General features: G+C 45.8%; 23 protein-coding genes. 18 read left to right on the top strand and 5 right to left on the bottom strand.

Annotated features, from left to right (window positions below):
• The 3 genes from I8J31_RS18475 to I8J31_RS18465 form a co-directional block, all read left to right on the top strand.
• Window positions 1–3,966, top strand: a 3,966-nt coding sequence (locus I8J31_RS18475; protein ID WP_233402900.1) for an RHS repeat domain-containing protein, incomplete at its 5' end; no start/stop codon positions are given.
• A gap of 14 nt (window positions 3,967–3,980) precedes the next feature.
• The gene (locus I8J31_RS18470) at window positions 3,981–4,313 is read left to right on the top strand and encodes a DUF1493 family protein (RefSeq protein WP_199470060.1); all 333 of its coding nucleotides are present in this window, start codon (window positions 3,981–3,983) and stop codon (window positions 4,311–4,313) included.
• 710 nt (window positions 4,314–5,023) lie between these two features.
• A complete protein-coding gene (locus tag I8J31_RS18465) occupies window positions 5,024–5,650 on the top strand; it encodes an antA/AntB antirepressor family protein (RefSeq protein ID WP_199470059.1) in 627 nt (208 codons plus the stop codon).
• Between the two features lie 146 nt (window positions 5,651–5,796).
• On the opposite strand, the gene I8J31_RS18460 is transcribed toward I8J31_RS18465, so the two are convergent.
• Window positions 5,797–6,324: an HPP family protein gene (locus tag I8J31_RS18460; protein WP_199470058.1), complete on the bottom strand. Its 528-nt coding sequence runs from the start codon at window positions 6,322–6,324 to the stop codon at window positions 5,797–5,799.
• Window positions 6,325–6,464: 140 nt separating this feature from the next.
• Between I8J31_RS18460 and I8J31_RS18455 the strand changes: the two genes are divergently transcribed.
• Together I8J31_RS18455 and I8J31_RS18450 are read left to right on the top strand one after the other, a co-directional pair.
• Window positions 6,465–7,025 (top strand): TetR/AcrR family transcriptional regulator, encoded by a 561-nt coding sequence (locus I8J31_RS18455; protein ID WP_199470057.1) that lies wholly within the window; start codon window positions 6,465–6,467, stop codon window positions 7,023–7,025.
• Between the two features lie 263 nt (window positions 7,026–7,288).
• The gene (locus I8J31_RS18450; RefSeq protein ID WP_199470056.1) at window positions 7,289–8,158 is read left to right on the top strand and encodes a type II secretion system protein N; all 870 of its coding nucleotides are present in this window, start codon (window positions 7,289–7,291) and stop codon (window positions 8,156–8,158) included.
• 18 nt (window positions 8,159–8,176) lie between these two features.
• Here the strand turns inward: I8J31_RS18450 and I8J31_RS18445 are convergent, their stop codons facing one another.
• From I8J31_RS18445 to I8J31_RS18435, 3 genes are all read right to left on the bottom strand, one after another.
• Window positions 8,177–8,467 (bottom strand): type II toxin-antitoxin system RelE/ParE family toxin, encoded by a 291-nt coding sequence (locus I8J31_RS18445; RefSeq protein WP_199470055.1) that lies wholly within the window; start codon window positions 8,465–8,467, stop codon window positions 8,177–8,179.
• Entirely contained in the window at window positions 8,460–8,705 is a 246-nt protein-coding gene (locus I8J31_RS18440) for a type II toxin-antitoxin system ParD family antitoxin (protein ID WP_199470054.1), read from the bottom strand. The genes I8J31_RS18445 and I8J31_RS18440 overlap by 8 nt, the downstream gene beginning before the upstream one ends.
• A gap of 164 nt (window positions 8,706–8,869) precedes the next feature.
• Window positions 8,870–9,547 carry an ATP-binding cassette domain-containing protein gene (locus I8J31_RS18435; protein WP_199470053.1) on the bottom strand — a complete coding sequence of 226 codons (678 nt, stop codon included), beginning with the start codon at window positions 9,545–9,547 and terminating at the stop codon, window positions 8,870–8,872.
• A 127-nt stretch (window positions 9,548–9,674) separates the two neighbouring features.
• Between I8J31_RS18435 and I8J31_RS18430 the strand changes: the two genes are divergently transcribed.
• Window positions 9,675–9,974, top strand: a complete 300-nt coding sequence (locus tag I8J31_RS18430; RefSeq protein ID WP_199470052.1) for a DUF6482 family protein — start codon at window positions 9,675–9,677, stop codon at window positions 9,972–9,974.
• Here I8J31_RS18430 and I8J31_RS18425 read toward each other — a convergent pair.
• On the bottom strand, window positions 9,966–10,679 hold the full coding sequence (locus I8J31_RS18425) for a GntR family transcriptional regulator (RefSeq protein ID WP_199470051.1): 714 nt from the start codon (window positions 10,677–10,679) through the stop codon (window positions 9,966–9,968). The genes I8J31_RS18430 and I8J31_RS18425 overlap by 9 nt on opposite strands.
• Before the next feature lie 280 nt (window positions 10,680–10,959).
• On the opposite strand from I8J31_RS18425, the gene I8J31_RS18420 reads away from it, so the two are divergent.
• The 12 genes from I8J31_RS18420 (at window position 10,960) to I8J31_RS18365 (ending at window position 22,174) form a co-directional block, all read left to right on the top strand.
• Complete coding sequence (locus I8J31_RS18420; RefSeq protein ID WP_199470050.1) at window positions 10,960–12,063, top strand: aromatic ring-hydroxylating dioxygenase subunit alpha; 1,104 nt, start codon at window positions 10,960–10,962, stop codon at window positions 12,061–12,063.
• 63 nt (window positions 12,064–12,126) lie between these two features.
• The gene (locus tag I8J31_RS18415; protein WP_199470049.1) at window positions 12,127–13,083 is read left to right on the top strand and encodes a PDR/VanB family oxidoreductase; all 957 of its coding nucleotides are present in this window, start codon (window positions 12,127–12,129) and stop codon (window positions 13,081–13,083) included.
• 225 nt (window positions 13,084–13,308) lie between these two features.
• Window positions 13,309–14,943 (top strand): CTP synthase, encoded by a 1,635-nt coding sequence (gene pyrG, locus I8J31_RS18410; protein WP_199470048.1) that lies wholly within the window; start codon window positions 13,309–13,311, stop codon window positions 14,941–14,943.
• A 53-nt stretch (window positions 14,944–14,996) separates the two neighbouring features.
• On the top strand, window positions 14,997–16,292 hold the full coding sequence (gene eno / locus I8J31_RS18405) for a phosphopyruvate hydratase (protein ID WP_199470047.1): 1,296 nt from the start codon (window positions 14,997–14,999) through the stop codon (window positions 16,290–16,292).
• A gap of 97 nt (window positions 16,293–16,389) precedes the next feature.
• Window positions 16,390–16,668, top strand: a complete 279-nt coding sequence (locus tag I8J31_RS18400; RefSeq protein WP_199470046.1) for an FtsB family cell division protein — start codon at window positions 16,390–16,392, stop codon at window positions 16,666–16,668.
• Window positions 16,665–17,378: a 2-C-methyl-D-erythritol 4-phosphate cytidylyltransferase gene (ispD, locus tag I8J31_RS18395; RefSeq protein WP_199470045.1), complete on the top strand. Its 714-nt coding sequence runs from the start codon at window positions 16,665–16,667 to the stop codon at window positions 17,376–17,378. The genes I8J31_RS18400 and ispD overlap by 4 nt, the downstream gene beginning before the upstream one ends.
• Before the next feature lie 36 nt (window positions 17,379–17,414).
• Entirely contained in the window at window positions 17,415–17,906 is a 492-nt protein-coding gene (ispF, locus tag I8J31_RS18390; protein ID WP_199470044.1) for a 2-C-methyl-D-erythritol 2,4-cyclodiphosphate synthase, read from the top strand.
• The gene (gene truD, locus I8J31_RS18385) at window positions 17,903–18,997 is read left to right on the top strand and encodes a tRNA pseudouridine(13) synthase TruD (protein WP_199470043.1); all 1,095 of its coding nucleotides are present in this window, start codon (window positions 17,903–17,905) and stop codon (window positions 18,995–18,997) included. Before ispF ends, truD begins: the two co-directional genes overlap by 4 nt.
• Entirely contained in the window at window positions 18,975–19,721 is a 747-nt protein-coding gene (surE, locus tag I8J31_RS18380; protein ID WP_199470042.1) for a 5'/3'-nucleotidase SurE, read from the top strand. The genes truD and surE overlap by 23 nt, the downstream gene beginning before the upstream one ends.
• Window positions 19,718–20,383, top strand: coding sequence for a protein-L-isoaspartate(D-aspartate) O-methyltransferase (locus tag I8J31_RS18375; RefSeq protein WP_199470041.1), 666 nt, complete (start codon window positions 19,718–19,720; stop codon window positions 20,381–20,383). The genes surE and I8J31_RS18375 overlap by 4 nt, the downstream gene beginning before the upstream one ends.
• Window positions 20,376–21,296: a DUF368 domain-containing protein gene (locus I8J31_RS18370; protein ID WP_199470040.1), complete on the top strand. Its 921-nt coding sequence runs from the start codon at window positions 20,376–20,378 to the stop codon at window positions 21,294–21,296. The genes I8J31_RS18375 and I8J31_RS18370 overlap by 8 nt, the downstream gene beginning before the upstream one ends.
• A 107-nt stretch (window positions 21,297–21,403) precedes the next feature.
• On the top strand, window positions 21,404–22,174 hold the full coding sequence (locus I8J31_RS18365) for a peptidoglycan DD-metalloendopeptidase family protein (RefSeq protein ID WP_233402899.1): 771 nt from the start codon (window positions 21,404–21,406) through the stop codon (window positions 22,172–22,174).
• The last annotated feature ends 25 nt before the right edge of the window (window positions 22,175–22,199 follow it).

Below are 22,199 nucleotides of genomic sequence, written 5' to 3'. Positions count from 1 at the left end.
GACATTACGGAAATTTATAATTATGCAAGTGGAATGGCAGGCACCACGACATGGTTAACCACAGGTGATCAGAGTACTAATAAATTAATTTCTGTTCACGATGGCCTGATTAAACGAGCCATATTTGAGTATGAAACTATAAATGCATTTTCTGGGACTGAACTAGTTCCTTTATCCTCAGAGTCAAAACCTCAATTACTTGTGTCTAAACTCTCTCAATCCGATGGCATCGGTGGTGAAAATAGTCTGTCCTATCATTACCAAGGCAAGCGCTCTCATTTACAGGGTTTGGGGGATTTGGGTTTTGAGTCCATCACTAAAACCAACAACACGACGGGCGTGGTGACGACCACGCGTTATTCGCAGGATTGGCAGAACCGCAATACCCATCGGCCGTTGGAGACCACGCAAACCTACAATGGTGTCGAGTTATCCCATACGCTGAATAGTTATAGTACTTTGCAAAAAGACGGGGTGTTTTTCACTTACGCGGATACCAGTACCACCGTAAAGCGGGATTTAACCAATGCGGTGACCAGTGTCGAAAGCACGGATCGTAGCTATAGCTTGCACTCTGGTTTTGATTATGTGAAAGATTCCAGCACCACCTGTGTGGCGGAGACGGATCCCGGGTTAAGCAATGGGCCGGTGAGTTGTGCCGCGCTGTCTGGCAAGATCCAACAAAGCACCACCCAGAACACGTATTACTATGCGGGTTATGTGGCGAACCGTCCGCCCATGCTGCAACGCCAAACCGTGACGTCGGAAGTCTACAATAACATCTTGCCCTTTGATCAGGCGAATCAACAGACGCGCACGCAAACCTTTGATTACCATACCAATACGGGCCTGCTTAAAACCTCGATTAGCGAACCGGACGGTGCCCTGCGTTTGGTGACAGAATACGCCTACAATGGCCGTGGTCAGCAAACGTCGGTGACGGTGAATGGCGGTGACATTGCCACCAACAGCACTACGTCGAGCTACAGCGATCTCGCGCCCTATAATCTGTTATCGACCAGCAATGTACTGGATCACACGCAATCCTACCAATACTCGGATGCGCGTTTCCCTTGGTTACCCACCAAGGCCATCGCCATCAATGGGGTGGAAACCACGCTCACTTACGATTCCATGGGGAGTAAAGCGTCGCAAACCAGTCTGAACCAAACCACGGCCTGGACTTACGCTTGGTGTGACGCCTGTGACGGTGTGGCTAGGGCCAAATATAAAGTCACCCAAACCCAAACCAACCAAGCGGATTCCATCGCCTATTACGATGCACGACACAGGGTAGTGGCAACCCACGGTTCCGGGCTGCGAGAAGACTATGTGACGGCCCTCTACCAAACCGTGCAATACGATGCACTGGGTCGAGAAATTAAAACCTCGTTACCCTATTACGAAGGAGATAGCCCACTTTACAGCAGCAAAGAATACGATGTGTTGAATCGCATCGTGAAAGAAACCCAAGCCAATGGCAACGTGCGTATTCAGCGTTTTAATGGCCGCGACACCACGGTCGAACTGCAAACCGCAGACGGTACCTTGCAGAAGCGGGAAGTCAAAAACGCCCTTGGGCAAACCATGGAAACGGTCGACAACGATGGCAACGCGATGCAATTCCAATACAACGCCTTCGGTCAACTGACCCGTACCACCGACCCAGAGCAAAACCAGATTCTTATTGGTTACGATGTGTTGGGGCGTAAAATCCAAATGGACGACCCAGACCAAGGCGTGTGGACCTACCAGTATTATGTGAACGGTAACCTCAAATCCCAAACCGATGCCAATGGCAATGTGACGACCTACGCCTATGATGCGTTAGGGCGAAAAATCTCTCAAACTGCGCCAGAAGGCACCAGCACGTGGCGCTACGACAACTGCGCCAACGGCATTGGTCAATTGTGTGAAAAATCTGGTCACGGGCTAACGGAATCCTATGTCTACACAACAGCAGGCCAGCTCGCCCAATCCACTACCACCATCGAGGGCTTGGATTACACCTACCGCCACAGCTACGACAACACGGGGCGTTTGATCAGCACCCAATACCCAACGGGCTACACCACGCAAACCGACTACCATAGCTTATTGGGCTTCGCCAGCAAGGTGCGCCACGACGACACGGTTATCTGGGAGGCCAAAGGCTTCAACGCCCGAGGCCAGCTGGAAAACATGGCGATGAACAACGGCCAGATCCAGAGCGTCAAATACTACGAAGACGGGGAAGACCAAGTTCGTCAAATCAACGTCATCAACAATAATAAAACCGTTGCCTTGATCAACTACGACTGGTCGAAAACCGGTAACCTGAGAATGCAGACAGACTACACCAACGGCGTGGTCTTTGGTTACACCTACGACAGCCTGAGCCGACTGAAAAGCACCACGACCACCGTGGTCGGCGCGGACTACGGCACCGTGTCTCTCGACTACGACGCCCTTGGCAACATACTGCAAAAAACCGACGTGGGAGACTACAGCTACAACAATGTCTCTCAACATGACCAATGCAGCGTACCAGCCGGGCCGCACGCGGTCAGCTCAATCGACGGACGAGGCGATTATTGCTACGACCACAACGGCAACATGCTCAGTGGCGATGACCGACAAATCACCTACAGCAGCTTCAACAAACCGACTCGCATCCAACAACACGGTGAAACCAGCTATTTCTCCTACGGGCCGGATCAGCAACGCTATAAGCAAACCACCTCCGGCACCCTAGACAAAACCGTCTATTACATCGGCGGTTACGAAAAAGAAATCCGTGACGGCCAGACCTACCACCGCATCCAGATTGGCGACTCCGCCATTGTGGAAAAAGTGGACGACAACGCCGCACGCCTCAACTACACAGTGCGCGACCACCTCGGCAGCCTCATCGCCACTATCAGCGACGCAGGCACGGTCAAACGCCTGTTCTATGACCCATGGGGCAAACGCTTGGAACTGCCCATCATCGAAGCACAACCGCTGGCACTCCTCGACCTAGCGAACTTCCTCACCCCAAGGGGCTTCACCGGACACGAACACCTAGACAACGTCGGCCTCATCCACATGAACGGACGTGTCTACGACCCAGAGATAGCACGGTTTATTAGTGCGGATCCGATAATCCAAGCGCCGATGTATTTGCAAGACTACAACCGCTATACCTATGCATGGAACAACCCTTTAGCTATCACAGATCCAAGCGGTTTTATTGATGATTACTCTAATTCCCAGCCAGATTCTTCTTGGAATGGCGGAAGCGGGTCAAGCTCAAGTAGCAGCTCTGGGGGGAGTGGTGATGGTGGTTCGAGTAATGTTTCCTCTTATGGATATCCAAGTGGTGTGAAATGGGATCCAGGAAGTGCTAATAATGGTGGTACCTTTGCCAGTGATGATAGAGACAGTGGTAGTGGTTCTGGATCGAATACCACTGTGACTAATTCGAGTGATGATGCCGCGGCCAGAGCGGAACAGGCCAGAAAAGACGCGTTGGCCGCTCAACTAAAAGAGGCTGCGCGGATTGCTGAGTTGAATAGATTGGCTGAGGAAGCGCGTATCTACGCTGCAAGGTTAGAAGCGGCGGCTCAGGCGGCAAGGCAGGCGATGTACCGTCCCAGCAATACTCCACTGCAATGTTTGTCTACTTGTTCTGCTGAACAATTTGGATTTCAAACAATAGTCGGTGGGGGGCTAACTGTTGCGGGGTCTCCTATTTTATCTAAGCCGTTTCAGATGGGCAATGCTTCAAAGGGAACGTCTCCGGCCTCTAAATTTTTATCAGAGAAATTTCCTCATCGATTGGGAAGGCAAATACCTACTCCGCGAATAGGACACCTCAGGTCTGCAACACCAGTAGTAGGAAGAGCACTTGGTCGCTTTGTCCCAGTGGTTGGCCAGGGTTTGTTGCTATATGACGGCGTGAGTATCGGTGCTTGTACTGTGTCTTGTATAAATGATATTAGGTAGTGGTAGTAATAAATATGATTGAAAAAAATGAAGATATTGCCTCAAGCGTTACTGTGTATTTATCAGAGTTTTGCTCTATTGATTTGAGTAAAATAAAAAATGATTCAGAATTGGTCAAAGACTTACATATTGAAGGGGACGATGGTATCGAGCTTATTGATTCTTTTTCTAAGCGCTTCAATGTGGACATGACGTCATTTAGTGCTAGTGAGTATTTTGTTCAGGAATCTAGTTTTAATCCTATTTTCTCTATCTGGAAGCTTGTTTTTAGGAAGAATGATTTATTAAAACCCTTATATGTCAAAGATTTGATAGAGTCGGCTGCATTAAAACGGTGGGCTGGTTGATTTAAAATCTAACATTTATCTATTTCCTAAAGCCAGTCATATCAAGTTATTGGCTTTTTTAAGTCTCTTTATTCGCTCTTGGCTATCATCGCATACCAGCTTTGAAGCAAAATGACATTCCAGCGAGGTAGGCGTTAGTTTCGAGTAGGAATGTCATTTTACTGAAACGACCAACCCAACTAATGCCTCAGATGTTTTAACCGTTCACGGTACCTCCAACTACCTAAAAGGGGTCAAAACCCTTAAAAATCAATGTTGTCTATAGTTCCCACCTGCGTGGGCGTTTAAGGGTGATGACCCCTTTTAATAACCGTTGTCGTCAAGTCTCGAAGGGAAATGACATTCCAGCGAGGTAGGCGATAGTTTCGAGTCGGAATGTCATTTTTCTTCAGTCGCAACAAAAGTGAATCCTGTAACGGCGATAACAACAACCCCGTCCATTGACCCTTTCTGCGTTTTACTCTAGCATTCCTCTTGCACTGGCAAAATCCAGTGTCGGGATTGAGACCCCGTTTTACCAAAGCGGCTTTAAACACGCACCGCGTGTTTTTTTATGGCCGGAGTCCACCTGTTATGGTGGGTCTTTATTCGGGCTAGCTTCGGCTAGGCCGTGTCTTTGGGCGGTAGTCTCAACCTGAATTTAGACCCACCACCTTAATAAGTTTGAGACCTTATTAAGGTGGTCTAATTTAGACCAAAGGAGGCCAACTATGGCTATTAAACGGATTCCTCTCTATACCTGTTTACTCAACGGACAACCCACGGACACGGTCAGCGCCCGTGATCTTTATACCTTTCTGCAACTTGACCGCGACTTTTTCCACTGGGTGAAAACCAGCAGTTCCAAGCTGTATTTTGTGCGCGGGGAAGATTTCATTATCGTCGATAACCTGATTCGTCCCACGCCAGACACCAGCGCCGCCGTGCAGAAAACCAAGGACTATTTCATTCGTTTGGACATGGCCTATGAAATGGCGATGGAAGAAGAGGGCGACCTAGCCCAACAAGCCAGTGACTACCTTAGACACTGTGATACCCCACAAAACCGCTACATTCCTCCTAAAGAGGATAGGTCACATCAAACGGCGAGCTTGCTCGTTGAACCCAAGGTCAAACAAAGCGACCTAGACCAATACCGTGAAGCAAACCGAGCCGTCAAGTCCATGGGGTTGAACGAAGAACCAATGGTGCTGCCTATTTATGAAGTCAGCAAAATGATCGAAACCATTCGCTTTTACCAAGAAAAAGCCCTCGGACTAGACACCCCGTCCATGTGGTTGGATCAACACATCGCCAACGTCAAAGCCTACGCCAACAGCCAATTTATGGATGGCTAAGCGCAGCCGTTAAGTGATAGGTGAAGCAATATAAAGAAAAATGGCTTTCCTAATTGGAAGGCCATTTTTTGACAGATATTTTATCGCAACGACCAATCCAGTGTCTTTGCTATCGATATGTTACCTATGTCGTTGAGGCATAGCCATTAGTCTTGTTTTTTACCCAATCCATGCCAGTAGACAGGCCAGCCATCTTTTGCACCATAGTTGTTTACAATGGATGCGGTAATCACTAAGAGTACGCTTCCGACAAGCACTGGAGTGAATAAAAAGCTCAGACCTACGACAGATTTGCCTGCAAGAATAATGATAATTGGGTTCGCTCCAGCTGGTGGGTGTACCGCACGGAAGGCTTGCATTGCCATGATGGCGACGCCGACTGATAAAGACATAACAATGTATGAGTCACCTAATGTGTATAGTGCTGCTAGGCCAACAGAAGAAGCAATCAAGTGACCTAAGATAACATTTCTTGGTTGTGCAAGAGGGGATTGCGGTGCAGCAAACAAGATAACGCATGTCGCTCCAAATGGTGCCATAAGCCAAGGTACGCCTGAGTACTGACCAAGAAGGCACAAACACAGAATCCCAAGTGTTCCTCCAATGAAACCTTTTAAAAGTTGTGGTAGCGATGGACGTGGTGGAAGTGAGCCACCGCCTTTTAGTTTATTCATAACGAATCCCTCAAAAATAATTATCGACCCCAATTATGTGGTACATTGTTCGTTAGTACAGATCTGTACCAATAATTTGAAGTGTTACAGATCTGTACACTTCGTTCAACCTTTTATTTTAGAAATTTGGAGACTTGTCGGTGGGGACAAAAGAGCACATATTAGATACCGCTGAATCTTTGTTTAACACGAATGGCTATACCGCTGTTGGGGTTGACCTCATTCGTGATACGGCTGGCATATCGAAAACCTCGATGTATCGACATTTTGGCTCAAAAAATAAATTGATACAGGCTGTTCTTGCTCGAAGGCATTTACGCTTCGAAGAGGAGTTAGGTGGTGCTATCTCACCGGAAATGAACATGGAAGAAAAATTGGATGCGCTTATTGATTGGCACTTCCAATGGTTCAGTTCAGAGGATTTTCACGGATGTATGTTTATGCATGCTATGTCGGAATTTAAAGCGCTTGATGAGGTCATAGCCGCCGCAGCCTCTATGCACAAAAAATGGCTTAAGGGGCTCATTAAGGAGATTATTTCAGATGCGACAGATTGTATTGAAGAACAGTCGGAGTCAAAGGCCGAATCAATCATGACGTTTGTTGAGGGCATGATTATTCGAGCAGAATTCGGTGATATCTTGTCGTTTAAACCACTATATCGATCTGCCATTCAAACTTTATCTAAAGCAGGTCATTAATGGCGAACGACAATACTGCCTGTCACTTAAATTTATTGGGCAAGTTTATTGGGTCACCTGCCTCGCAAAGCCAATCATATCAATTGATTGATTTTTTATTCTCTATTTTGGTTATACCGGAAAGGCTATCACCTTGAAGCAAAATGCTTGGTAGTGGAGTAGATAGAGCCTTGTAGAGGTTAGTGCTGATGACTAGGTGAATCCCCATAAAGTATGTGACAATATCTGATTCATATTAATTCTGCGTTTTGTAAGGAACCATGATGCTATTCGGAAATGCCAAGTTGGCTGGCTTGCTATGCGCTAGTGTATTGGCGCTTGTACTTGGGTATGCCATCTTTTTTACCGATACAGGGGCGACTTACTTTCGTACTTATGTCAGCGCTTATGTTGATCCCTATGTTCGCCCTTATTTTGATAAGGACTTTTTTAAGGCAAGGGAGGTTGACCTGCCTGACATTCAAGTCGAAAAAATAAATAAGCGTTCGAATATTCCCCAATTGTCAAAAGACCTATTTGGTGTACTGCCTTCTGTGGCAAAACCTGTGGTTGAAACAAAGTTAAACTTGTCTTTAAAAGGGACTTTTCCCTCTTCCACTAAAGAAGAAGGTCGAGCGGTTATCGCCAATGGCAGAAAGGAGCAGTTGTTCCATGTGGGAGAAGAGGTAATCCGAGGCGTTACCTTAGTCGAAGTGTTTAGTGATTATGTGCTTCTTGACCGTGCTAATGTAAGAGAGATCCTTCGCTTTCCCACGAGCGACACGCCTAACTTTGTCCCCAGTACAACAGGTATCACTATTACGGAAACCGCTGATCAACAGGTGAAAGCACGCCGTGTTGTGGACGCTGAATTGCTAGAAAAATACAAAGCACAGTTGCTAGAAGACCCTAGGGAGACTTTATCTTCCATTGGTTTGAAATTGGTAAACAATCGGTATCAGGTTATTCAAGGGAGTGTGCTTGCTAAAGCGGGCTTCAAGCCTAAAGATGAGATTATTTCCATTAATGGTCAGCCCATCAAGGTGCTGTTGAATAATCCGCGTACTATGAAGGCGATTCTATCGATAGGCAGTGTTCGCATTGGTTTTCTTCGAGAGCGGAAAAGACTCTCGCTCAATTTTAAATTGAATTGATCAGTCTGTTTTAATTTATTAAAAAGACCTTGTTGCCAACATACGATCATGTAAAACACGTATTACCTCAACGCCATAAGCCGTTTCGCGGTAATAAATGACATGACGAAGGACGGGGTGTTTTCGGTAGCCCGTGCGAATGTTATCGCAAGCCTTACCAGCTTTGGGGCTTTTAGATAAAAAGTTAAATGCCTCTGTTAAGTCGTCAATGTACCCTGTGGTTTGTTGTGTTCCCCATTGCTTTAAGGAGTACAGCCAAACTGCTTCCATGTCATTTCTAGCTTTTGGGGTTAGTCTATATTCAGCCATGTTTTTCAATCATTTCTTTTTTGAATGAATCGGCGTTAAAGGGTAAGGGGTCTCCGCTTTGCTCACCTTCGATAAGTGCGATGCGGATCGCCTCAATATCGGCTTGGCTGGCTTGGTCGCGGCGAATTAAATCACGGATATACTCACTGTCATTGGTGAATTTTCCCGCTGTAATCTGTGCTTTAATCCAGTTGTCTTGTTGATCAGTAACCGTGATTGTTTTGCGTGTAGTACTCATAAAAGTGCTCTTATTCTGTGTGAAATAGTCATACTATTGATGCATTATGGCTTAATTTATTTACTTGCCAAGTATTTTTTGTTTGGAAAAATGAAGAATGATGTATTTTCGAGTCCCTTCAGATGATTTTTATCACTCTCGTTCTGCCTTAACTGGTCAAGATACTAAACTCTCAGTAGCCAATCGGCCTGATCCCTATAGCGAGCGACGAGCTCTGCATTCAAACCATCGCTTTGCTCGATCCTTTCCATGGCTTGAGCATGGCTAAACCCCCATGCGGCCATGTGTCGTTGTGCCAAACGCTCAATGGCTATGTTCAGTGGAACATCTAAGAACCAGTGTTCATCAAACAAGGGTTTAGATGCTTGCCAACCGTCTTGCTGGTGTAGCAGGTACAAGCCTTCGACTAATACCACCTTGGCATTTTTGGCTATGCAAACATCGTTTTCAACTGGATCACCAAGGGCGTGGTCGAAGCTTGGCCATAGAATGTCTTCTTGCTGAAAAGCATGACGAATCCTACCGACTCGTTCAATGAAGGCGGCACTATCAAAGGTCCATGGTGCGCCTCGTCGGGCGAAGGCTTGTTCTGCATTGGGTAGGGCACTGAGTTGGGTTTTCGACAGGTGAAAACCGTCCATTGAAAGGCAAACTATTTGTTCCGACTGTTTGGTAACCTGTGTTGCTAGGTAGCTTGCAAGGGTGCTTTTGCCAGACCCCGGTCCGCCTGTTAAGCCGATGAGCGTGCGCTGAGGTTTATTGAGCAAGCTTTGAATCTTATTTAATGCCGTTTGAACATAGGTTGAGTTGTTGTAGAGGTGGTGAATATTGGAGGCTGTCATTGGTTGTCTCGTGCTGGGTGGTTGTCTCGTGCAGGGGGAGCCGCGCTATTTTAGTCGTTAATGTGAACTGTCTCATCGTTTTCTGCGTATCTATTGGACACTAGACCACCTTAATGGGGAGAGCAATATGCAACTAAAAGAGCTTAAAAAAATTCAGCACTTTGATAAGGTCAGGGTACATTCTTTAGAATCCAATTTATACCAGCTCTCGGTGGTGGTTGATGGGCAGGAAGATTACGTTATGGGCGACAATGGACGTTTTTTAACTCGCCATAATAAATTGGATTTACAGTCTTTATTCAAAGAAAAGCAGGTGGACGCCATGGTGCTCTGCCATCAAAGTGCCTATGACGAAATGGTCGGGCAGTCGCCAAGTGTGGGGGCTAACACTCTCGAAGTGCCGTTGGGGAATACGGCGTTATCTTGATTGAATGACTTGCATTTTGTCATTGCTGTCTTCCATTTGTGAAAAGATCTTCGCATAGCCTAAGGTGGCGTTGGCGTGTTCGCGCATGATGGCTTCAGCGCGACTGCTTTGGCCATTATTAATGGCATCGAAAACCGCATGATGTTGCATGTGGGCAAAGTTAAAACGGCGGTACTCTTGTTTCAGGTTCGTGCGGTCAAAGGCCAGTGCACTGACTGAGGCAAAAGGCAGGTGTTCGTTGCGGCTCAGGGCTTCAGCAATGGCAGGGTTGTTGCTCGCCTCGATGATAATTTGATGAAAGCGCCTATTCATATCATGGTATTTGGTTAGGTCTTGTTCATTGATGCTGCCATTTTCAAATAATTCATCGCCTTGTTTTAATAATTCGATTAACTCTTTTGATTGACTGGTAGACAGTGAATTTTCTGCCGCTTGTCTTGCGGCTAACCCTTCTAGTACACCTCGTACCTCAATGGATCCACTGATTTCGTCTTGGGTAACTTGCCTGACGCTATAGCCACGGCCAGCGAGCTTGGTGAGTAGGCCTTCTTGCTCCAGTGCGCGGAAGGCAATGCGTACGGGAGTGCGTGAAACGCCAAGTTGTTCTGAGGTCGGAATCTCTGCTAGGCGTTGGCCAGACTCTAGCTCACCAGACAAAATCATTTGTCGTAGTCGGCTGATAACCTGTTGTCCGGGTTTGCTCATTGTGACTTTCTCGAATGATAAAGAGTGACATGATGATAACGCAAAGAGCTATAAAAAAGTATAAATTGGATCCAATAAATAAAGTTATTTATTTTCAATAGGTTAAGTTTTATTTTTTTTATTTTTGATAGTTCTATTGGATCCATTTTTGGATGATTTTATTGATTTTTGATTAAAAATCTATATATTGGATCCAATTGTGTGGCTTGATAAAGCGTTTGGCGATTGTGGTCGTCGTGCGAAGGTCTCAATAGATAAGAATAAAAGCAGGAGAGTCATTATGAAAAAACAAACTTACCCAAAAAATGCATGGTATGTGGCGGCCATGTCCGAAGAGGTGGCGGGCAGCAAACCTCTTGGTCGTAAAATTTGTGGCGAAAGCATCGCTTTTTATCGTTCTCACGGTGATGAAATCGCGGCGGTATTGGATTTTTGTCCTCACCGAGGCGCCGCCTTGTCATTAGGTTATGTTGAAGAAGGCCTGTTGGTATGTGGTTACCATGGTTTGAAAATGGGCGCGGATGGTAAAACCAAAGAGATGCCATTACAGCGTGTTCAAGGTTTCCCTTGTATGAAGTCTTATGCGGTAGAAGAGCGCTATGGTTTTATTTGGGTTTGGCCTGGTGATCAGAGTAAAGCAAACAAAGAGGATATCCCACATTTAGAATGGGCTGTGAGCCCAGAATGGGCATACGGTGGTGGTTTATTCCATATTAATTGTGATTATCGCTTGATGATCGACAATCTGATGGACTTAACCCATGAAACCTATGTGCATGCGAGCAGTATTGGGCAAAAAGAAATCGACGAATCTCCTGTGTTTACCACGGTAGAAGGGGATAAGGTGTTAACCAGTCGATACATGGAAAACATCATGGCACCGCCATTCTGGAAGGCGGCACTTCGTGGTAATGGGTTGGCCGATGACGTGCCAGTAGACCGTTGGCAGATTTGTCGTTTTAGTCCGCCTTCTCATGTGATGATCGATGTGGGCGTGGCCCATGCGGGTCATGGCGGTTTTGATGCTGCGAACGAATATAGAGCAGGCAGTACTGTCGTTGACTTTATTACCCCTGAAACAGAAACATCAATTTGGTATTTCTGGGGCATGGCGCGTAACTTTAAGCCAAATGATCAAGCGTTAACCGATGCCATTCAAGAAGGGCAGGGCAAGATTTTCACTGAGGATTTAGAGGTCCTTGAGCGTCAACAAGAAAACCTATTGGCTTTTCCCGACTATGATTTATTAAAGCTGGATATCGACGCTGGTGGTGTGCAAGCGCGACGCATCATAGATCGTATCATTGCAGAAGAAGGCGCGGAACAGAAAACGACAACATCTTCTGCTCAGAAATCCGCACCATTACAGACGATTTCATTTTAATCGGCCAAGAATATGAGGTGGCAGTGTGCTGCTGCCCCGTGAATACAAATTTAGGAGTGCCAGATGATATCGGTCATCGTTAGAAATGTTGTAGTAGAAGCTGAGTCGGTTATTCGACTTGTGCTAGGCAGTGTTGATGGCTCTGCTTTGCCGAGTTTTGAGGCCGGCGCACATATAGATATTCATTTGCCAAGTGGTTTGATTCGACAGTATTCCTTATGTCGACTGCAAGTAGACCCTCAGTACTATGAAATAGCCGTGTTGAAAGACCCTCAATCACGGGGTGGTTCGGTAGAAGTGCATCAGTTAAAAATAGGTGACCCGTTAACCATCAGTGAACCTAGGAACCATTTTCCTTTGGTGGATACGCCGCGTAAGAGTGTGTTGATTGCGGGTGGTATTGGTGTGACACCTATGTTGCCTATGGCCCAACAATTACAAACATCAGGGTTAGCGTTTGAGTTCCATTACTGTGCTAAAACGCCTGAAACAGCGGCTTTTTCTGGCGCGCTCGCCACGGCTTCATTTGCCGATAAAATGCATTTTCATTATAGCCAAGTGGCTGGCTCTGGTCGTATGGATGTGGTGAATGTGATGTCTCGTTATGCTTTTGATGGCGAGCTTTATATCTGTGGACCGACGGAATTTATTACTCATATTCTGTTGCAAGCTGAGAGCGTTGGCTGGCCTGAAGAGAGATTACACAGAGAGTTTTTTGCTGCGCCGGAAGTCGAGTTGGATGACGCTGAAAACAAGGCTTTTAAGGTAAAGATTCACAGTACTGGAGACCTGTATGATGTTCCCGCAGATCAGAGTATTTCTGATGTGCTGGAGAGTAATGGCGTATTCGTTGCGGTTTCCTGTGAAGCGGGTGTTTGTGGCACTTGTCAAACGGGAGTCCTAGATGGTGTGGCTGATCACAGGGATGTTTTTTTAACGACCAAAGAGCATGAAGAAGGCAAGCTGATTATGCCTTGTTGCTCTCGATCTAAGTCAGCGGTACTAGAGCTGGATCTCTAATCATCTTCTACAAGGAGGCGGGCGGTTGCTTTTTCAGGGGCTGCTTGTTTTGACCGAATTGAAGCGCTACTCAATGGCAATTTAATGCTCGCTCAATATAAATAGGGCCGTGTTTTACATTGAGTAGCGAGCCTTGCAATGCTACTATTTCCCCCCGTCCAGAAGGTGCACTGATCTGCGCCATCAAATCTCATATTTTTATATTTAAAGGCGGGTTAAACACTCATGGCGACACGATATATTTTCGTCACAGGCGGCGTGGTTTCATCTCTTGGTAAAGGTATTGCTGCAGCGTCTTTGGCTGCCATCCTTGAATCACGTGGATTGAAAGTCACCATGCTTAAATTGGATCCATACATTAACGTGGATCCTGGCACCATGAGTCCTTTCCAGCACGGTGAGGTTTTTGTTACTGAAGATGGGGCAGAAACCGACCTCGACCTCGGTCACTACGAACGTTTCATTTCTACTAAAATGAGCCAAGGTAACAATTTTACCAGTGGCCGTGTTTATCAACATGTACTGAAAAAAGAGCGCCGTGGTGATTACCTTGGTGGTACTGTTCAGGTTATTCCTCATATTACCGATGAAATCAAACGCCGAGTGTTAGCCGGTGCAGAAGGTGCCGATGTTGCCTTAGTGGAAATCGGTGGTACGGTGGGCGACATTGAATCACAACCTTTCCTTGAGGCGGTACGTCAGCTGAAAGTTGAGCTAGGTGGTCGCCGTGCTTTGTTTATGCATTTGACCCTTGTTCCTTATATTCGCACGGCGGGTGAAACCAAAACCAAGCCGACGCAGCATTCTGTGAAAGAGCTGCGTTCTATTGGGATTCAGCCTGATATTCTTATCTGTCGTTCTGAAGTGCCTATTGAAGCACCAGAGCGTAAGAAAATTTCGTTGTTCACGAGTGTCGAAGAACGTGCGGTTGTCTCGCTTCCTGATGCCGATACCATTTACCGTATTCCACAAATGCTCAATGACCAAGGTTTAGATAGCTTGATCGTTGAGTACTTCAATCTAGATTGCAATATGCCTGATCTGGAAATTTGGAATAAGGTTACGCAAGCCAAACTGAATCCAGAAAAGCAAATCAATATCGCCATGGTGGGTAAATACATGGAGTTATTGGATGCCTACAAGTCTTTGATTGAAGCCATGGATCACGCGGGTATTCATGCTCGCACAAAAGTGAAAATGCATTATATCGACTCTGAAAGCATTGAAGAGAAGGGGACTGAAATCCTTAAAGATATGGATGCGATTTTGGTTCCAGGTGGTTTTGGTGAGCGTGGTGTGGAAGGCAAAATCCAAACCGTACAATATGCTCGTGAAAACAAAGTGCCTTATCTGGGGATTTGTTTGGGCATGCAAGTTGCCGTGATTGAATTTGCGCGTAATGTGGCTAATTTAGCGGGGGCGCACAGTACAGAGTTTAATTTAAAAGCAGAGAACCCAGTTGTTGGTCTGATTACCGAATGGACTAATGCAGAGGGTTCCAAGGAAATTCGCTCAGAGACATCCGATCTAGGCGGTACTATGCGTCTTGGTGCGCAGAACTGTAACCTTATTGAGGGCACAAAAGCCTTTGAAGCTTATGGGGAAGCGGTTATCGAAGAGCGTCATCGTCACCGTTATGAAGTAAACAACTTTTATGTTGAGGCGTTGGAAAAGGCGGGTTTAACTGTTTCTGGTCGCTCAGAAGACAATTCTTTGGTTGAAATGGTGGAAATCGCCGATCACCCTTGGTTTGTAGCTTGTCAGTTCCACCCTGAATTTACATCGACACCTAGGTACGGGCATGGCTTGTTTAGTGCTTTTGTTCATGCAGCGCTGAAGTATGCAGGGAAAGAAAAATAGGTCTTAAGTAGACTGTTAGCTTGTGATTTTTCATTTATTTTAAGAGGTTTGTTATGAGTCAGATCGTTGATATTAAAGCCAGGGAAGTTTTGGATTCTCGTGGTAACCCTACTGTAGAAGCGGATGTTATTTTGTCTGATGGTTCTGTAGGCTCAGCGTGTGCACCTTCTGGTGCCTCTACCGGTTCTCGAGAAGCTTTGGAATTGCGTGATGGCGATAAGAGCCGTTATCTTGGCAAAGGCGTTTTAAAAGCGGTTGCGGCAGTGAATGGTCCAATTCGTGATGCTTTGCTAGGGAAAGATGCGGTTGCACAGGCTGAGCTGGATAAGGTCATGATTGATCTTGATGGCACAGAAAACAAATCTACTTTTGGCGCTAACGCTATTTTGGCGGTCTCTCTTGCGGCGGCGAAAGCGGCGGCAACATCTAAGAAGGTTCCTCTGTATCAACATATTGCAGATCTAAATGGCACGTCTGGTGTTTATTCTATGCCAGTGCCTATGATGAACATCATCAATGGTGGTGAGCACGCAGACAACAATGTGGATATTCAAGAATTTATGATTCAGCCTGTTGGCGCGCCTAATTTCCGCGAAGCCTTGCGTTATGGTGCTGAAATCTTCCACGCGTTGAAGAAAGTATTGAGCGACCGTGGTCTGAGCACAGCGGTTGGTGACGAGGGGGGGTTTGCACCAAACCTTGCTTCTAACGCCGAAGCTTTGGCGGTTATTAAGGAAGCGGTTGCTGCAGCGGGTTATGAGTTAGGTAAAGACATTACTTTAGCAATGGATTGTGCTGCTTCTGAGTTTTATGAAGACGGTAAGTACAATCTTAAAGGTGAAGGCAAGGTTTTCACTTCTGAAGGTTTCTCTGACTACCTTGCTGAATTGTGTGACGCTTATCCGATCGTGTCTATTGAAGATGGTTTGAATGAGTCTGATTGGGAAGGCTTTGCTTACCAAACTAAGATTTTGGGCGACAAGATTCAGCTAGTGGGTGACGACCTTTTTGTTACCAACACTAAGATTCTAAAGCGTGGTATTGATGAAGGTATTGCTAACTCTATCTTGATCAAGTTCAACCAGATTGGTTCTCTAACGGAAACTCTGGAAGCGATCAGTATGGCGAAAGCCGCTGGTTATACTGCGGTTATTTCTCATCGTTCTGGTGAAACAGAAGACGCAACGATTGCTGATCTGGCGGTTGGTACGGCAGCGGGTCAAATCAAAACGGGTTCTCTATGTCGTTCTGACCGTGTTGCTAAGTACAATCAATTGCTACGTATTGAAGAGCAATTGGGTGGTAAAGCACCTTATAAAGGTCTTGTTGAGATCAAAGGTCAGGCGTAATTTTGCTTTGATCTGAAAAAGGGAGAACTCATTGTTCTCCCTTTTTTTGTTTTTCCGATATTATCCATACGGGATGTTTGTTTTCTTTGAGGGCGTTATGACGCGTTTGTTATTGGTGTTTTTTGTTTGTGCCATTGGCTATCAGTCTTATCACTGGTATTACGGTGATCAGGGCGTGAAGCGTCAAGAAGAATTGGCGAAGCAAATTGAGTATCAAGAGCGCATTAACTTACGTCTCGAACAACGTAATCAAGCGCTTCGCGCTCAGGTGGAAGATCTTCGTTTAGGTGGGGAAGCGGTTGAAGAGCGAATCCGTACCGAATTGCAGTATATCAAAGATGGCGAGGTGTTTTATCGTATGGTGGATAAACGATGACTCAACCTTTGTGGGTGATTATTCCTGCCGCTGGTGTGGGTCAGCGCATGCAAGCAGACTGCCCTAAACAGTACTTATCTCTTGCTGGACAGACTATTTTGGATCGAACCATTGGTCTTTTTGTTGAGCATCCTTTGATTGCTGGTGTGGCGGTTGGGCTTGGAGCTGAGGATGCCTACTGGCCAGATTCTAAATGGTATGGTCATGCCAATATTCTGACTTATGTGGGTGGAGAAGAGCGCAGTGACACGGTCCAAAAAGGCTTAGCATTTTTATTAGCAACGCAGCAGATTGGCAGGCAAGAAGTTCTGGTTCATGATGCAGCGCGGCCTTTATTAAGCAAGGATGCTTTAGTACGGATTGTGAATTACCCGTCTGAGCAAGGGGCTATATTAGCGATGCCTGCCCGTGAGACGGTGAAACGTCAAAATGCGAGTGAGTTGAGTGGGGGGGGCCTTCAGGTTGCTCAGACGCTTGATAGAAACGCCATATGGCTAGCCCAAACACCACAAAAATTTCCAGCCCAAGCCTTATTAGAGGCGCTTGAAAAAGCCCAGCGTCAGGGCATAACGATAACGGATGAATGTTCCGCTATGGAATTTATCGGTTGGCAGCCAGATTTAGTGATGGGTGAAAACCGTAATATTAAAGTGACCTTGCCCGAAGATCTGGTGATTGCCGAAGCACTGTTTTCTCATTTTTTTCATTAACACATACGTAGCATTGATAGCATAGGGGAAACCATCATGATGCCGTTTCGAATTGGTCATGGTTTTGATGTTCATAAGTTTGGTGAGGGCGATCATATTGTCTTAGGTGGTGTGAGCATTCCTTATGCTCAAGGCCTGGTTGCTCATTCTGATGGTGATGTCGCGTTACATGCCTTAACCGATGCCTTGTTAGGCGCAGCAGCACTCGGTGATATAGGAACGCATTTTCCTGATACGGATCCTGCTTTTGCTGGAGCTGATAGTCGTATTTTATTAAAGCGGGCTTATCAAGAAATTCAAAAACTCGGGTTTGTGGTGGGCAATGTGGATGTCACCATCATTGCTCAGGCGCCGAAAATGCGGCCTTATATTGATGCTATGCGAAGCAATATTGCAGAAGATCTGGGGTTGGCCATATCGACGGTAAATGTGAAAGCGACAACGACTGAAAAACTGGGTTTTACAGGACGCAAAGAAGGGATTGCGGTTGAAGCGGTCGCCTTGATTTATAAAGATGGTGCTGCATGAATACCGAATGGCGATACGCTTGGTCTAAGCCGACGATCACGGGTGATTTAAAAACCAACGTACAAGACTTTTATGTCGAAGAGCAATTGGGTTTTGAGCCAGATGGTAAGGGCGAATTTTGCTTTGTTTTTATTGAAAAGCTTGGGGTGAATACGGACTTTCTTGCTAAGCGTTTGGCGCAAGTCGCGGGTATTGCCCCTAATAAGGTGACTTACAGTGGTGTGAAGGATCGTCATGCTTGTACCCGCCAGTGGTTTTGCCTTCATGTATTGAATAAAGAACCTGATTTATCTGCCCTTGATGAGGCTTTTAGAGAGCCGGAGAGTGTGCGTGTGATTGCGCAGTTACGCCATTCTAAAAAGTTGCGCACAGGCGCGCATATTGGCAATCGCTTCGTATTGCGGTTGCGTGAGTTAGAGGGTGACTTGGATGAACTGACTACGCGTTTAAATCTGATAAAGCAGGCAGGCGTACCTAATTATTATGGTCCGCAACGTTTTGGTATAAACGGCAACAACTTGCATAACGGCAAAGGCTTTGTTTTACAAGGACGGCAAAGCCGTCGTAAGTTGTCAAAAACAGAATCCTTTTGGTTATCGGCGATCCGCTCCTGGTGCTTTAATCAAGCTTTAAGTGATCAGGTTGATAATGGCATGTGGGCGCGTTTGTGTGATGGTGATATTGGCCAATTACAACGAACGGATGAGCAGTTTCGCGTCAGAGAGATGACACCTCAGATGCATCTGAGTGCCATGAAAGGGGCTATCAGCCCGGTGTTGCCTCTCATCAGTGAAGGCTGGGAAGCCGGAACAGGAAAACCGCGTGAGTTGGCGATTAAAGAGTCGTTGGCTGAGGATAGTGAGTTGGTGGCGGCTTTGCTTGCTTTTGACCTTTCCCGAGACAGTCGCTTAGCGCGTCTCGTGCCTATTGATATGGCGTGGGAATTGCTTAATAAGGGCGAAGAAAAACCACAGTTGATAGTGGAGTTTTCGTTAACAAAAGGCTGTTTTGCAACCAGTGTTTTACGCGAAATGATAGATTTTACGGATAAATCAGCAGAGATACACCATGAGAATTTTGATCGCCAATGATGATGGTATCGATGCCATAGGGATACAAACCTTGGCTCGTTATCTTGAGGAAGAGTACGAGATTTTAGTTGTTGCCCCAGATCGTAATCGTAGTGGTGCGAGTAACTCTTTAACCCTAACGCGTCCTTTGCAGCCCACTAAGGTCGCAGAACACCAATATCGCGTTGATGGCACGCCAACGGATTGTGTGAACTTGGCTTTGTCTGGGGTAATTGATGGCCCAGTGGATGTAGTGGTTTCTGGTATTAATCATGGTCCTAATCTTGGTGATGATGTGATTTATTCCGGTACGGTCGCTGCGGCGATGGAAGCACGTCATCTTGGTCGTCCTGCTTTGGCCGTGTCTTTAGTGGGGGATCAACACTTTGATACCGCAGCGAGAGTGGTTATACAGTTGCTGAAAGACTCTCATACTCTTACCTTACCTGCTGGTATCTTATTGAATATCAATGTGCCTGATGTACCTTATGCTGCTTTAAAGGGCTTACAGGTAACGCGTTTGGGCTATCGTCATCAGGCACAAAGCCCTATTTCTGCGCAACACCCTCGTGGGGTGCCGAGCTTTTGGATCGGTGCTTTGTCCGCTCCCCATGATGCTTCACCCGGCACTGATTTTAGTGCGATTGAAGCTGGGTATGTTTCAGTTACCCCCATTCATACCGACATGACTTGTCATGATGCAAAAACCCCTTTAGAAACATGGATTGATTCTTTAGCCTTATGAGCCAACACGATCTTACTTGGTTAGTCAAAAACAGCGAGCCTAGGGCGGCTAACATGGTTCATCAACTTATGGAGCAGGGTATTAGTCATCCTGAATTGTTGGTTTTGATGGGCTCTTTACCTCGCCATGAATTTGTAGAGCCTGCTTTTTCCCATTTGGCTTATTCAGCGACTCCTCTTCCTATAGGACGTAATCAGACGATCAGTCAGCCACTTACCGTGGCAAGAATGACTGAATGGTTATTAGAATATGCACGTCTGGGGCGTGTGTTAGAGGTGGGGACAGGCTCTGGTTATCAAACACGGATCTTGGCGCACTTTTTTAATAAGGTGCACACGATAGAGCGCCAGAAAGCGCTTTATACTCAAGCCAAAAAACGCTTGTCGGCAATGCAGGTGAATAATGTCGAATATATGTTTGCTGATGGTCAGGCTGGTTGGCCGCATAAAGTCGAAATGGATGCTGTGATTATTACTGCAATGGCCAGTAAGGTGCCTTTAGCATTAACGGGTTGTCTAAAAGAGCAGGGTATTTTGATTATGCCAATTGATCATCCGAGTCCGCAGATTGGTTGCTGGCGAAAGGAAGGGGATCGTTGGAAATGTTTGGGAACGGAGTCGGCACATTTTGTGCCTTTATTGGAAGGGTTAGAACATGCCTAAATGGCTAAAAATATATCTTAGTGGTGTGATGATGGGGGCGGCTGATGTGGTGCCTGGTGTGTCTGGCGGGACGATTGCCTTTATTTTAGGCATCTATGATCGATTGCTTGGTGCTTTGAGTGGGGTCAATAAAGAGAGCATTGGTTTGCTATTTAAAGGCGATTTCAAAGGCCTTTGGCGTCACTTTGATGGTGTATTTTTACTGCCATTAGCCCTAGGGATTATGACGAGTATTCTTGCGATTGCAGGCTTGATAACACACTTATTAGCCACTTACCCCAGTTATGTATGGAGCTTCTTTTTTGGTTTGATTCTCGCTTCAGCTTATTTTTTAGTGAGTCAAATAAGGGGTTTTAGTTGGGCTCATTTATTCGTTTTGATTATTGGAATTGCTGTTGGTGCCGCTCTCTCTTTATTGGTTCCAAGTCAGTTTGGTACTTCTTATATAATGGTGTTTTTTGCTGGCATGATTGCCATTTGTGCGATGATTTTACCGGGTATATCAGGCAGCTTTTTGCTACTGATGATGGGCATGTATGGTTTTATTCTTAGTGCGGTGAAAGGCTTTGATATTGCCGTGATATTAGTATTTTCCACTGGCGCTCTGATTGGCTTATTGAGCTTTTCTAAGGTGCTGCATTATTTATTAGATCATGCAAGGTCGATGACATTGGCCGTGTTAACAGGGGTAATGTTAGGGGCTTTAGTGAAAGTATGGCCATGGAAAATCATAGACAGTTGGGCTATGGTTGGCGACAAAAAAATGTCAATGGAAGAGCATTTAGTCCTACCCTGGCATGTGCCTAGCTTCTATTGGCTTGATGATTTTATGCTGCCTTTGGTTTTCATTTTAGTTGGGTTGTTGAGTGTGATTCTCATTTATTACATATCTTTACGGAACGTCGACAAATAGGCATCAATTCACTACATATGCATTTAATGGGGTATAAAACTATCGTTAGTTTGGCATTTAAGAAGAATTGTTTTCTATCGCTAACTTGGTTGGTGAGTAGAGTAATAATGCTGTGCTTTTTGCTAACGGGTTGTGCTTATGAAGTCATTCATTTTCCTACAGAAAATAGTCCAAGCTATGCGTCGAATAATGCGAGTGTCTCTTCCCTTCCTGCATCGGGCTATCATCGTGTAGAAAGCGGTGAAACCCTGTTCTCTATTGCGTTTCGCTATGGTCTGGACTACAGGGAGTTGGCTGCTCTTAATCATATTGATGCACCCTATATCATTTACCCAAAACAAAAAATTCGCTTAGGAGAAAATAAAGCGAACTCTTCTCAACGCGTTGCAGACAAAGCAACCAATAAGGCTTCTAAAGCCGTGAATAATCGTCCTAAAGTAGCGGTCAAATCTAAGGTAACAGCCTCAACAAAAACGTATAAAAAAGATACAAAACCCCTAGTTAAGGTTAAGGCTTGGTCGTGGCCTGTGGACGGTAAGGTGGTGAGGGGGTTTTCAAACACTGGTGTTAGTAGTAAAGGTATAGACATCAAGGGAACGCAAGGGGCTCTGGTTAAGGCCGCTGCAGATGGGACAGTTGTTTATGCTGGTAGCGGTTTGATTGGTTATGGAAATCTTGTCATTGTGAAACATAACGAGGTTTACCTTAGTGCTTATGCGTATAACGAAAGGATTCTTGTTAAGGAACAACAAAATGTTCGAGCGGGTGATTCTCTTGCTGTGATAGGAGGGAAGGGAAATGACAGGCCGTTACTTCATTTTGAAGTTCGCCGAGATGGTCAGCCTATCAATCCGCAAGATATTTTACCTAAGCGATAGTACCTACTAAGCGATAGTATTTGGA

The sequence above is a fragment of the Marinomonas transparens genome (assembly GCF_016463975.1).
GTDB lineage: Bacteria > Pseudomonadota > Gammaproteobacteria > Pseudomonadales > Marinomonadaceae > Marinomonas > Marinomonas transparens.
The sequence above is the reverse complement of the archived record's forward strand: the minus strand, read 5'-3'. Positions and strand labels throughout refer to the sequence as shown.